8 protein-coding genes are annotated in these 12,943 nt (G+C 68.6%); 1 reads left to right on the forward strand and 7 read right to left on the reverse strand.

What is annotated here, in order from left to right:
• Positions 1-166: 166 nt before the first annotated feature.
• The 7 genes from ACE1OA_RS08265 to ngcE form a co-directional block, all read right to left on the reverse strand.
• Entirely contained in the window at positions 167-1,534 is a 1,368-nt protein-coding gene (locus ACE1OA_RS08265) for a sugar ABC transporter permease (RefSeq protein WP_432752563.1), read from the reverse strand.
• Positions 1,531-2,337: an ATP-binding cassette domain-containing protein gene (locus tag ACE1OA_RS08270; protein ID WP_147980617.1), complete on the reverse strand. Its 807-nt coding sequence runs from the start codon at positions 2,335-2,337 to the stop codon at positions 1,531-1,533. The genes ACE1OA_RS08265 and ACE1OA_RS08270 overlap by 4 nt, the downstream gene beginning before the upstream one ends.
• A gap of 193 nt (positions 2,338-2,530) precedes the next feature.
• Positions 2,531-3,628: a substrate-binding domain-containing protein gene (locus ACE1OA_RS08275; protein ID WP_384875311.1), complete on the reverse strand. Its 1,098-nt coding sequence runs from the start codon at positions 3,626-3,628 to the stop codon at positions 2,531-2,533.
• Positions 3,629-3,750: 122 nt separating this feature from the next.
• Complete coding sequence (locus tag ACE1OA_RS08280) at positions 3,751-4,962, reverse strand: ROK family transcriptional regulator (RefSeq protein ID WP_356607529.1); 1,212 nt, start codon at positions 4,960-4,962, stop codon at positions 3,751-3,753.
• A 281-nt stretch (positions 4,963-5,243) separates the two neighbouring features.
• A complete protein-coding gene (locus ACE1OA_RS08285; RefSeq protein ID WP_432752564.1) occupies positions 5,244-6,185 on the reverse strand; it encodes a carbohydrate ABC transporter permease in 942 nt (313 codons plus the stop codon).
• Positions 6,185-7,114, reverse strand: coding sequence for a carbohydrate ABC transporter permease (locus ACE1OA_RS08290; RefSeq protein WP_384867574.1), 930 nt, complete (start codon positions 7,112-7,114; stop codon positions 6,185-6,187). Before ACE1OA_RS08290 ends, ACE1OA_RS08285 begins: the two co-directional genes overlap by 1 nt.
• 115 nt (positions 7,115-7,229) lie before the next feature.
• Positions 7,230-8,675: an N-acetylglucosamine/diacetylchitobiose ABC transporter substrate-binding protein gene (gene ngcE, locus ACE1OA_RS08295; protein WP_356607535.1), complete on the reverse strand. Its 1,446-nt coding sequence runs from the start codon at positions 8,673-8,675 to the stop codon at positions 7,230-7,232.
• Positions 8,676-9,097: 422 nt separating this feature from the next.
• On the opposite strand from ngcE, the gene ACE1OA_RS08300 reads away from it, so the two are divergent.
• On the forward strand, positions 9,098-12,919 hold the full coding sequence (locus ACE1OA_RS08300; RefSeq protein WP_356778911.1) for a GH92 family glycosyl hydrolase: 3,822 nt from the start codon (positions 9,098-9,100) through the stop codon (positions 12,917-12,919).
• Positions 12,920-12,943: the final 24 nt, after the last annotated feature.

The following is a 12,943-nucleotide window of genomic DNA, read 5'->3' on the forward strand; positions in this document are numbered from 1 at the left end:
CCCGACCTCGGTCATCGGGCGGCGGGGTGCGCGCCACTCGAATGGCCGACACACCGCCGAGCCTACGGGGCGGTACACGGGTCCAGACGCGGCAGTTCCCGGCGCCGGTTCTGCGGCGCCGGGAACTGTGGGGTTCGTTACGCGAAAGGCTGTTCGCCCGTCGTCGTCACGCGCGTCCCGCGGTCTTCTGCGTGCGGCGGGAGACCGAGTCGATCACGACGGCGGCGAGGAGCACCGCGCCGGTGATCATGAACTGGATCTCGTTGGCCATGCCGATCATGTTCAGGCCCTGCTGGATCGACTGGATGACGATCATGCCCAGGAGCGCGGACCAGACCTTGCCGCGGCCGCCGAAGAGGCTGGTGCCGCCGATGACGGCGGCGGCGATGACGAGCATCAGGGTGTTGCCGCTGCCCAGGCTCTTGGTGGCGCCGCCGGAGAGGCTGGCCACGAAGAGACCGCCGAAGGCGGCCAGCATGCCCGACAGGCCGAAGACGAGGATCCGGATGCGGTCCACGTTGATGCCGGCGCGGCGGGCGGCCTCGGCGTTGCCGCCGACCGCGAAGACCTTGCGGCCGAACAGGGTGCGACGGGCGACGAAGTCGGCGATCACCAGGACGGCCACGAAGAGGACCAGGGCGAGCGGCAGGCCGCGGGCGCCCTCGGGCTCGTTCAGCACGTAGGCGACGACGAAGCAGAGGATCGCGACGACGCCCGTGCGGAGCACGATCTCGCTGGTGGGGCGGGACGGCAGGGCCGCGGCCTTGCGGCGCTTGGCGTCGAGCAGCAGCGAGCCGGCGTAGGCGAGGACGGCGACGGCGGCCAGACCGTAGGCGGCGCCCTTGTCCTCGAAGTAGTACGCGGTGAGGTTCTCGACGATCGAGCCGGTGGGCGCGTTGATCGAGCCCTCCTTGCCCATGAGCCAGATCTGCAGACCGCTCCAGCCGAGGAAGCCGGCGAGGGTGACCACGAAGGCCGGGACGCCGATCTTGGCGAAGAAGAAGCCGTGCAGCAGGCCGATGAGCAGACCGGAGGCCACCGCGATGACCACGGAGAGCAGGTCGTTCATGCCGTTGGTGACGTTGAGCACCGCCCAGACGGCGGCGCCGACGCCCGCGACCGAACCCATGGAGAGGTCGATCTCGCCCAGGATGAGGACGAAGACGATGCCGACGGCCATGATGCCGAGGCCGGAGGAGTACACCGCGATGTTCGCGACGGAGCTCGCGGACAGGAAGTTGTTGTTCTGCACCTGGAAGACGATCGCGATGACGATCAGGCCCAGGACGACGGGCAGCGAGCCCAGCTCACCGCCGCGGATCTTGCGGGAGAACTCGCTCCAGTAGCCCTTGAAGCCCTCCTGGCGGACCAGCAGGCGCGGGTCGACGGTGGGGATGGGGGCGGCGGCATCGGCGGGGGCGGCCTGGGCCGGCACCGTGGTCTCGGCCGGCGTCGCGGTCTCGGCCGGCGTCGCGGTCTCGGCGGGCGCCTCGCTCTCGGCGGGCGTCTCGGGGGTCTTGGCGAGGTCGCTCACTTCGCGTCCTCCTTCGTGGCCGCTGCCGAGGCCGTACGGGCCTGCCGACGGGTCACGGCGTTGTCCGTGGCACCGGTGATGGCGGCGATGATCGTCTCGTGGCTGGTCTCGGCGACCTTGAAGTCACCGTTGTTGCGGCCGAGGCGGAGCACGGCGACGCGGTCCGCGACGGCGCGGACGTCGGCCATGTTGTGGCTGATGAGGATGACTCCGTGGCCACGCTCGCGCAGCCGCTCCACCAGGTCGAGCACCTGTGCGGTCTGCTCGACGCCGAGGGCGGCGGTGGGCTCGTCCAGGATGACGACCTTCGGGTCGCCGATCAGGGCGCGGGCGATGGCCACGACCTGACGCTGTCCGCCGGAGAGGGCGGCGACGGGGATGCGGACGCTGGGGATGCGGATGGACAGGGTGTCCAGCAGCTCCTTGGCGCGCTTCTCCATCGCGATCTCGTCGAGGACGGACGCGGAGCGCAGCTCACTGCCGAGGAAGAGGTTGGCGACGACGTCGAGGTTGTCGCAGAGCGCCAGATCCTGGTAGACGGTCGCGACTCCGAGGTTCTGGGAGTCGTGCGGCTTGGTGATCTGGACGGGGCGGCCGTCCCACTCGATGGTGCCCTCGTCGATCGGGTGGACACCCGAGATCGTCTTGACGAGGGTCGACTTGCCGGCGCCGTTGTCGCCGACCAGGGCGACAACCTCTCCGGCATGGATCTCCAGTTCGACATCGGTGAGCACCTGGACGGCGCCGAATCGCTTGGAGACCCCGCGCAACGCCAGCACGGGCGTAGCGGACACGTGAATCATCTCCTTCGCCGCCTGACCGGCGGGGATGGTGGTGCAGGGGGAGCACTCGGGGTGCGAGAGAAGTCCGGCGTCCCGCCCCCGCTTGCGGGGCGTTGAACGGGGCGGGAGACGCCGGACCGGTTCTGGCGGGCCGTCCGGAACGCGCGCACGGGGGGACACGCGTGGGGGCCGGACGGCCCGGCCGGGGGGCGGGCTACTTGATGCCCGCCGCCTCGCAGGCCGCCTTGTACTCGGCGGTGCAGATGTCGGCGGCCTTGTAGACGCCGTCGGCGATGATCGTGGAGGCGATCTTGTCCTTGGTCACGATCTGGGCGTCGTACAGCTTCGCCGGGATGTCCTTGAACTCACCGGTCAGGCTGGTGACCTTGGTCGGGACCAGGTCGTCGATCTTCTCGCCCTTGAGGAGCTTGACGGCGATCTCGGCGGTGGTCTCGGCCTCCGGCTTGATCTGCTTGTAGATCGTGAAGGACTGGTCGCCCGTCAGGAGTCGCTGCAGACCGGCGAGCTCGGCGTCCTGGCCGCCGACCGGGACCTTGATGCCCTGCTTGGAGAGGGCGGTGATGATGCCGCCGGCCATGCCGTCGTTCGCGGAGTAGACGCCCTGGAAGCCCGTCTTGCCCAGCGAGTCGATGGCGGCACCCATCTTCTTGTTGGCCTCGTCCGGGGACCAGTCCGGGATGTCCTGCTCGTAGACGACCTTCTTGACGGCCGTGTCGAGGACGCTGTGGGCGCCCTTCTTGAACAGCGGCGCGTTCGGGTCGGTCGGCGAACCGTTGATCATGACAACGTTGGCGTCCTTCGCCTTGTCGCCGAGCGCGGCGACCAGGCCCTCGCCCTGGAGGCGGCCGATCTTCTCGTTGTCGTACGAGACGTAGGCGGAGATCGGGCCCTCGGCCAGACGGTCGTACGCGACGACCTTGACGCCCTTCTTCTCGGCCTGCTGCACCCAGGACTTGGTGGCCTTGTAGTCGACCGAGTCCAGGATGATGACCTTCACGCCCTGCGTGACGAGCGCGTCGAACTGCTTCTTCTGCGTCTCGGTGTCCTGCGCGGCGTTGTTGTACTTGACCTCGCAGTCGGAGCACAGGGCCTTGATCTTCGCCTCGATGATCGGGCGGTCGAAGGTCTCGTAGCGCGTGGTCTTGTTCTCCGGCAGCAGCAGACCGATGGTCTTGCTGTCGCCACCGCCGTTGCCCGAGTCGCTGTCGCCCGCCTTGCCACAAGCGGCGACGGAGAGAGCCATCGAGACCGCGGCCGTGCCTATGACGATGCGGCGCGTCATTGCGTTCATGTGGGGTTGCCTCCCTGACGAGGCCGCGACGTTGCGGCCGAGGTGGCACGAAGTCAACTCGGCCGCAACACCGACGTCAAGAAGTAAATTCTTAACGAGATGACAACGGTGCCTTTCGTTATCTAAGTGAAGGCAGGCTTGGAGGCGGGCGACGAGGCCGGCGGGGCACTCTCCAACAGGGTCGAATCGCCCATTTCGCTCAGTACGAGGGCCAGCGCGCCGAGCACCTCGGCCCGGCCGCCGAGCGCCCCGGGCGCGAGCGACAGCTGGCGTGCGGCGCTGGGGATGGCATACCGCGACACGGAGTCGCGGATCGGCGCGAGCACCAGCTCGCCGGCCTCCGCCAGATCGCCTCCGAGCACCACACGGCTGGGGTTCAGGAGGTTGCAGAGGTTGGCGATACCGCTGCCGATGTGGCGGCCGACGTCCGCCACCACCCGGCGGCAGCCCGGATCGCCCTCCCGCGCCAGCTGGACGACCCGCTCCATGGTCAGGTCGGGCCCATGGCTGGGCTGGAGCAGGGGCAGGACGTAGCGGGCCGCCGTGAAGGTCTCCAGGCAGCCCCGGTTGCCGCAGCGGCACACCGGGCCGGACTCGTCGAGGGTGATGTGCCCGATCTCCCCCGCGGTGCCTCCGGGGCCCCGGTACACGCGCCCGTCGATCACCAGACCGGCGCCGACACCGCTGGCCACCTTGATGTAGGCCAGGTCCTTGACCCCCCGGCCACTGCCCCAGACCAGCTCGCCCAGGGCGCCGAGGTTGGCGTCGTTGTCGACGTACACGGGCACCCCCAGCCGGCCGGAGAGCTCGTCGGCGGGGTTGATCCCGGTCCAGCCCGGCAGGATCGAGGTGGAGCCCAGCGTGCCGGAGGAGACGTCGATCGGGCCCGGCACGCCGAGCCCGACGCCGATGACCTTGCCCTGGCCGATGCCGGTGGCCTCGATGAGGCGTTTGACCAGCTGTTCCGCCCGGTCGAAGCCCTCGGCCGAGGACGCGTCGACGTCCAGCGGCTCCGACTCCTCGGCGAGCACCTGGTGGGCGAGGTTGCCCACGGCGACGCGCAGGTGGGTGTGGCCGAAGTCGACCCCGATGACGACGCCCGCGTCACCCGAGAGGGAGACGCTGCGGGCCCGCCGGCCACCGGCGGAGGTCGGCGTGACCTCGACCGTTCCGCCGTCCTTCAACTCCCGCACGATGTTGGACACCGTGGCGGCCGACAGGCCCGTGGCACGGGCGATCTCCGCCTGGGTGAGCGAACCGGCCATCCGTACCGCACGGACGACCCGTTCGAGATTGGCCCTGTGCAGAGACGTCTGCGACCCCGGAGTCTCCATCGACTCATCCACTCCCGCCTGTGGTGGGCGGTGCGAGCACCGCCCCGGCCGGGGGCACGCCCGTGTGGACCCCGGCTCCTTCTCCAACTTGTGAACTCTAAGGGGAGCCTTTCGGGGTGTTCCCCGTCAAGACCTTGAGCGGGGCAAGGCTCGGATGAGCCGCGCCGGACACGCCGCGAGGGCGTACGGACCGAGGCCCCGGCGGAGAGTCCGCCGGGGCCTCGGTCCGTACGCCCGTTGACCGGGAGGCGCCTCGGAAGGGCGGGCGCCCGCGCCCGCGGCTACTTCACCGCGCCGGCGGTGAGTCCCGCCACCACCTGCCGCTGGAAGACGATGTAGGCGGCGAGCACCGGCAGCATCGCCATCACCAGGCCGGCGAAGAGTCCGGACCAGTCGCCCTTGTAGCCCTGGCTGACCGCGAGCTGCACCAGGCCCTGCGAGAGCACCTTCTGCTCCGGCTCGGTGTTGAGCACGGTCGGCAGCAGGTACTGGTTCCACTGCCCGAGGAAGTTGAAGATGCCGACGCTGATCAGACCCGGCTTGGCCATCGGCAGCATGATCTGGAAGAAGGTGCGGGTGTGCGACGCGCCGTCCACGAAGGCCGCCTCCGCCACCGAGGTCGGCAGGGTGCGGAAGAAGGCCGTGAGGAAGAAGACGGTGAACGGCAGCGAGTACGCGATGTACACCAGGATCAGCCCGTGCAGCGTGTTGAGCAGGGCCATGTTCTGCAGGACGTAGAAGAGCGGCACCAGCGCGAGGATGATCGGGAAGCTCATCCCGCCGATGAACAGGAAGTAGATGAAGCGGTTGCCCGGGAACTCGAAGCGGGCCAGCACGTAGGCCGCCATCGAGCCGAAGAGCAGGGTGCCGAGGAGCGAGCCGCCCACCACCAGGATGGTGTTCAGGAAGTAGTCGCTCATGTGCGCCTCGGTCCAGGCGCGCGACCAGTTCTCGAAGTGCAGCTTGTCCGGCAGCGCCCAGGGCGAGGTGAAGATCGCCCGGTCGGTCTTGAACGAGGTCATGACCGCCCACAGCAGCGGCATCACCACCATGATCGCCCAGATGATCAGGACGCCGTGGGAGAAGACGTTGAGCGTCGCGCCCTCGCGCTTGCCCTCCTTGCGCGGGGTCGGCGCGGCGTCCTTCTTCACCAGCGCGTCGCCGGCGGTGCGCGGGCCCGGCAGGTCGCCGGTTCCGGTGGACGGGGTGTCGGTGGTCTTCATCAGTACTCCAGCCGCTCGCGCCGGCCGAACCGCATCACGACCGCCGCGAAGGCCAGCGTGACGACGAGCAGCGCGACACCGATCGTTGTTGCGTAGGCGGCCTGACCGTCCCGGAAGGCCTTCTGGTAGACGTACAGCGGCATGACGATGGTGGAGTAGTCCGGGCCGCCGCCGTTGGGGCCCACCGTCATGATCTGGACGACGGCGAAGGACTCCGCGCCGAGCGCCAGGATGCCCATGTAGATCCAGCCGGACTGCACGGTGTCCCAGAGCAGCGGCAGCGTGATCCTGAAGAAGGTGGTGAACCGGTTCGCGCCGTCGAGCAGCGCCGCCTCGTAGAAGTCCCTGGGGATGGACGCCATGCCCGCGGAGAAGAGGACCACGAAGAAGCCGACCGTGGACCAGACGAGGACGACCATCACGCAGATGAGGGCGAGGTCCGGGTCGCCCAGCCAGTCCGGCTGGACGCTGCCGAGTCCGACGCCCTTGAGCACGGAGTTGATCGCGCCGCTGTTCGGGTTGTACGCGAACTGGAAGAGGAGCGCGACGATCGCGATCGACAGCACCTGCGGGAAGAAGTAGACGATCTTGTAGAAGGAGGAGCCCCGGACACCGGCGACGGCCGCTCCCTTCCGGCGCCGACCGCCGACGTTGAGCATGAACGCGAAGAACAGCGCCAGGCCGACGGTGACCAGCGGCAGCACGATCGCGAGGGTCAGGCTGTGCTGGAGCGATTTCCAGAAGACGTCGTCGTCCAGCAGCCGGGTGTAGTTGTCGAACCCGACCATCTGGAATTCGGGGCTGAGTCCGCTCCAGTCCGTGAACGAGTAGTAGATGGACTGGACGAAGGGCCATATGACGAACAACGCGTACATGGCCAGGGGGACCGCCAGGAACCCCACGATGAAACGGTACTTGCCGTGTTGCATTCCTACCGACCCCGATCTTCCCGCGGAGAAGCCGCTGGTGCCGTGCGTGGCGTGAGTGCCGGACGCAAGGAGCCGGGGCCCGCTCCCGGTCGGCGGGAAGGGGCCCCGGCACAGCTCACTGGTGCTTGTAGTGCTTGATGGAGGAGTCCTTGGCCGCTTCGTCGGCGAACTTCTGGATCTTCTTGATCGTCTCGGCCGGGGTCGCGCGGCCGGCCATCATCTCGCCGATGCCGGCGACACCGATCTTCTCCTTCTGCAGGGCCACGTACCAGTCCTGCAGACGGGGGTTGACGACGTTCTGGCCGGCCTTGTCGAGCGCCGCCACACCGGACTTCAGACCCGGGGTCAGGTCGAGGCCGTCGGTGCCGCCGTTGAACGCGGTCAGGGACTTCACGGACTTGGTGAAGTTCTTCGAGGAGGCCTCGCTGAGCATGATGCGCAGCTGCTCCATGCCGCCCTCGACGTTCTTCGCCTTGGCCGGGACGATGAAGGGCTCGCCGCCCGAGGCCCAGATGGTGCCGAAGGGCATCTTGTCGGACGCGTCGATGCCGGTCGGCGCCGAGACGGCGAGGTTGAAGTCCGCCGGCATGGTCTTGGCGGCCTCGTTCTCCACCCACGAGCCGTTCGGGATGAAGAGCGCCTTGCCCTCGGTCCAGGCGGTCTGCGACTGGATGTGGTCGAGGCCCGGGGTGCCCTGGAGGATGTAGCCCTTCCTCTGGAGCTCGTAGTAGGCCTCGAAACAGGCCTTGACCGCGGGGTGCTCCCAGGCCTTCGGCTCCAGGTTGTCGATAGCGTCCAGGACCTCGCGGCCACCGACCTTGGCGATCATCGGGTACAGCGAGAAGGGGATGTAGTACGGGTGCTTGCCGGCGTAGGTCCAGCCCGCGATGCCCTTCTTCTTGGCCTTCTCGCAGACGGCCAGCATCTCGTCCCAGGTCTCGGGGTACTTGGCGTCGAGCGAGTCGAGCGCCTTCTGGGAGTACCAGACGCCGTAGACCGTGTACGCGTAGTACATGATCCAGACCGGGTCGCCGTCGAACTGGCCCATCTCCACGATGCCCGGACGCAGGGTGTCGCGGACCTTCTTGGTCGGGTCGTCGACGGAGGGGGCGTCCAGCAGCGGCGTGAGGTCGGCCAGCTGCTTCTTGCCGACGAGGACACCCATGTCCATCTGCTCGGCACCGGAGTTGTCGATCAGGTCCGGCGGGTTGCCGCCGTTGAAGCGCGGCTGCAGCTCGGTGGTGATCTTCTGCGTGGCCGCGAACTTGACCTTCGCCTTGGGGTAGTTGGTCTCGTAGACCTTCACCGCGTCCTTGGCGTACTGCTGGCCGAAGCCGCCGTCGAAGAGGACGAAGTCGAGCGGGGCCGACTCGTTCACGCCGAGCGGGTTCTTGTCCGACTTGGTCCCCTTCTCGACCTTGTCGTTGCTGCCGCTGTCGCTGCTCGCGCAGGCGGACAGGAAGCTCATCGTCGGCACCGAGATCAGACCGAGAGCGGCGGAGCGCTTGATCAGATCGCGGCGGCCGAGGCCCTCGTGGTTGTGCGCGGAGGTGGATCCCATGCTCAAGTCCTCGCCTTCATTCAGGACTCAGGCGGTGTACCGGTCGCCCGTACTGCTCGCCTCAGGCGAAGGGCCCCGCCACCGCATTCCATTGCAGCTTGGGTCGTGCAGTCGTCATACGAAGTGCTGCGCGGTGCAGCGTCGTGCGTGCGTACCTCGCCCGGTCGCCGTTCTCCCCGACTGGCCCGGACGCCGACAGGTATAGTCCACTTCCCGCCGCCGGAGCAAGATCGAAAGCGGGTTTGAGCGGCAGTCTTTCCCGAGTTGAGACCTCGGGGATATCCGCGACTCATCTGCACCGGTTCATCCCCGGCATTGCCGTGAACACCCTTGACACCCGGCACCACTTGGACCCCTACTGGTTCCTGCGCCTTTCAGTTGACAACGTTGTCTAACTACAGCAGCGGGAGTGACGACACGGTATGCAGGCCCGACTTCGCCCCGGACCGAGACCTCGACAGGCACACATTCCAGCAGCCGCACTACTGGCGACCGCCGCTCTTCTCGTCGCCGCGACACCCACCACATCCCACGCTCTTCCCTCCCGACCGGGCCAGCCGGAACGGGAGTTCTCGAATTCCTTCGAGACGAATGAAATCCAGCCGACCTGGCGCAACACCATCGAAGTCGGACCGGACGGCACGAAGAAGGCATCCGGGGTCGACGGCGGCTTCGCCGGTGGAATACCGGGCAATGTCACCGACCGGGTGACAGCGCTGCGCGCCAGCGGCGAGAACGCGGCCTCGGGAGAGACCAAGGAGAACCTGGTCGACCTCCAGAGCGGCACCAAGTGGCTGGTGTTCGAGCCGACCGCGTGGATCGAGTTCGACCTGGACGCCCCCGTCAAGGTCGTCACCTACGCACTGACCTCGGCCAACGACGCCGCCGAGCGCGACCCCCGCGACTGGACCCTGAAGGGCTCGGCGGACGGCAAGGAGTGGAAGGTCCTCGACGGCCGCGAGGGCCAGACCTTCTCCAAGCGCTTCGAGACGAGGACGTTCGACTTCGCGAACGACACGGCGTACGCCCACTACCGCCTGGAGATCACGAAGAACGCCGGCGCGGGCCTCACCCAGCTCGCCGACGTTCAGTTCTCGAACGGGGACACCAGCGTTCCCGTCCCCGAGGAGATGCGCAGCCAGGTCGACCGCGGCCCGGGCGGCTCCCCCACCGCCAAGGCCAACGCCGGTTTCACGGGCACGCGGGCGCTGCGCTACGCCGGTACGCACAAGGCGGACGGCCACGCGTACTCGTACAACAAGGTCTTCGACGTGAACACGGCCGTCGTCCGGAACACCGAGCTGTCCTACCGGATCTTCCCGGCCCTGGCGGAGACGGACCTCGCCTATCCGGCCACGAACGTGGCGGTGGACCTGGCCTTCACCGACGGCACGTACCTGAGCGGGCTGCGCGCCACCGACACGCACGGCGGGCTGCTCACCCCGCAGGGACAGGGGGCCGCGAAGCGGCTCTACGTCAACCAGTGGAACCAGGTGACCGCCGGGATCGGCCAGGTCGCGGCCGGCAAGACGGTCGACCGGATCCTGGTGGCGTACGACTCCCCGAAGGGCCCGGCGAAGTTCCAGGGCTGGATCGACGACGTCTCGCTGCGGCCCCGGGCTCCGGAGAAGCAGCTCGACCGGCTCTCGGACTACGCCTCCACGACCCGCGGCACCAACTCCAGCGGATCGTTCTCGCGGGGCAACACCTTCCCCGCGACGGCGGTCCCGCACGGCTTCAACTTCTGGACGCCGGTGACCAACTCCGCGTCCAAGAGCTGGCTGTACGAGTACGCGCGGGGGAACAACGCCGACAACCTGCCGGCCGTCCAGGCCTTCGCCGCCAGCCACGAACCGAGCCCGTGGATGGGTGACCGGCAGACCTTCCAGGTCATGCCGTCAGCGGCGGCCGGGGCTCCGGAGACCGACCGGGTCAAGCGGGCCCTCGCCTTCCGCCACGAGAAGGAGACGGCCCGGCCGCACTACTACGGCGTCACCTTCGAGAACGGTCTGAAGGCCGAGCTGGCCCCGGCCGACCACGCGGCGACGATGCGCTTCACCTATCCGGGCCAGGACGCGGGCGTCGTCTTCGACAACGTGACCGAGGAGGGCGGTCTGACGCTGGACCCGGCGACGAGCTCCTTCACCGGCTACTCCGACGTGAAGAGCGGTCTGTCGACGGGCGCCACCCGGATGTTCGTGTACGGCGTCTTCGACGCGCCGGTCACCTCCTCCGCCGCACAGGGCGTGAAGGGCCACTTCCGCTTCGACGCGGGCGACGACCGCACGGTCACCCTGCGCCTGGCGACCTCGCTGATCTCCGTCGACCAGGCGAAGGCGAACCTCGCGGACGAGATACCCGCCGGCACCTCCTTCGAGCGGGTCAGGGAGCGGGCGCAGGACGCCTGGGACGCGATCCTGGACCGGGTCCGGGTGGAGGGGGCGACCCACGACCAGCTGGTCACCCTCTACTCCAGCCTGTACCGGCTGTACCTGTACCCCAACTCCGGTTTCGAGAAGGTCGGCACGAAGCTCCAGTACGCCAGCCCCTTCTCCCCCATGACCGGACCGGACACCCCGACCCGGACGGGCGCGAAGATCGTGGACGGGAAGGTGTACGTCAACAACGGCTTCTGGGACACCTACCGCACGACCTGGCCCGCCTACTCCTTCCTCACCCCGAACAAGGCCGGTGAGCTGGTGGACGGCTTCGTCCAGCAGTACAAGGACGGGGGCTGGATCTCCCGCTGGTCCTCCCCCGGCTACGCCGACCTGATGACCGGCACCTCCTCCGACGTGGCGTTCGCCGACGCGTTCGTCAAGGGCGTGGACTTCGACGCGGAGGCGGCGTACGAGGCCGCGCTGAAGAACGCGACCGTCGTGCCGCCGAGCCGCGGCGTGGGCCGCAAGGGCATGGAGACCTCGCCGTTCCTCGGCTACGCCTCGACCGAGACCCACGAGGGTCTGTCGTGGTCGCTGGAGGGCTACCTCAACGACTACGGCATCGCGAAGATGGCCGAGGCGCTGCACAAGAAGACCGGCAAGAAGCGGTACCAGGAGGAGGCGGCCTACTTCCTCTCCCGGGCGCAGAGGTACGTGTCGCTCTTCGACTCCGAGGCCGGGTTCTTCCAGGGGCGCGACCTGAAGGGCGACTGGCGGGTGCCCTCGGCGCGGTTCGACCCGCGGATCTGGGGTTACGACTACACCGAGACCAACGGCTGGGGCTACGCCTTCACGGCCCCGCAGGACTCGCGCGGCCTGGCCAACCTGTACGGCGGGCGGGCCGGTCTGGGCAAGAAGCTCGACACCTACTTCGCCACGCCGGAGACGGCGAGCCCGGAGTTCGTCGGCTCGTACGGAAGCGTCATCCACGAGATGACCGAGGCCCGGGACGTCCGGATGGGCATGTACGGGCACTCGAACCAGGTCGCGCACCACGTGCCGTACATGTACGACGCGGCCGGGCAGCCCTGGAAGACGCAGGAGAAGGTCCGCGAGGTGCTCTCCCGGCTCTACACGGGCAGCGAGATCGGGCAGGGTTACCACGGCGACGAGGACAACGGCGAGCAGTCCGCCTGGTACCTCTTCTCCTCGCTCGGCTTCTACCCGCTGGTCATGGGCAGCGGGGAGTACGCGATCGGCTCGCCGCTGTTCAAGAAGGTGACGCTGCGGATGGACAACGGCCGCACGCTGGTCGTGGAGGCGCCGCGGAACAGTGCGAAGAACGTGTACGTCCAGGGCCTGAAGGTCGACGGCAAGCGCTGGGACTCGACGGCGCTGCCGCACGCCCTGCTGGCCAAGGGCGGCCGGCTGACCTTCGACATGGGTCCGAAGCCCTCGTCCTGGGGCAGCGGCGCCGCGGCGGGTCCGGTCTCCATCACCCGGGACGACAAGGTGCCCTCGCCCCGGGCGGACCTGCTGACCGGGACGGGCGCGCTCTTCGACGACACCTCGGCCACGGAGGCGCCCGTCGCGTCGGTGGAGCTGCCGGTGGCGAAGCCGGTCCGCGCGGTGCAGTACACGCTGACCTCGTCCGCCCGGGACCGGGCCCCGGCCGGCTGGGTCCTGCAGGGTTCGGCGGACGGCACGACCTGGACCGACCTGGACCGGCGCTCGGAGGAGTCCTTCGCCTGGGACCGCCAGACCCGGGCCTTCTCGGTCGCGGCGCCGGGCTCGTACGCGAAGTACCGTCTGGTGGCCGCGGGTACGGGCGGCGCGCTGGCGGAGGTCGAGCTGCTGGGCTGACGCCCGGTGACAGCGGAAAGGGCC

The sequence above is a fragment of the Streptomyces sp. JL2001 genome (assembly GCF_050917515.1).
In the GTDB taxonomy this organism is placed as follows: domain Bacteria; phylum Actinomycetota; class Actinomycetes; order Streptomycetales; family Streptomycetaceae; genus Streptomyces.

Excerpts from the sequence above, each read along its gene's own strand:
- ACE1OA_RS08270 (WP_147980617.1), bottom strand. The coding sequence starts at position 2,337 with ATGATTCACGTGTCCGCTACGCCCGTGCTGGCGTTGCGCGGGGTCTCC.
- ACE1OA_RS08275 (WP_384875311.1), bottom strand. The coding sequence starts at position 3,628 with ATGAACGCAATGACGCGCCGCATCGTCATAGGCACGGCCGCGGTCTCG.
- ACE1OA_RS08280 (WP_356607529.1), bottom strand. The coding sequence starts at position 4,962 with ATGGAGACTCCGGGGTCGCAGACGTCTCTGCACAGGGCCAATCTCGAA.
- ACE1OA_RS08285 (WP_432752564.1), bottom strand. The coding sequence starts at position 6,185 with ATGAAGACCACCGACACCCCGTCCACCGGAACCGGCGACCTGCCGGGC.
- ACE1OA_RS08290 (WP_384867574.1), bottom strand. The coding sequence starts at position 7,114 with ATGCAACACGGCAAGTACCGTTTCATCGTGGGGTTCCTGGCGGTCCCC.
- ngcE (WP_356607535.1), bottom strand. The coding sequence starts at position 8,675 with ATGGGATCCACCTCCGCGCACAACCACGAGGGCCTCGGCCGCCGCGAT.
- ACE1OA_RS08300 (WP_356778911.1), top strand. The coding sequence starts at position 9,098 with ATGCAGGCCCGACTTCGCCCCGGACCGAGACCTCGACAGGCACACATT.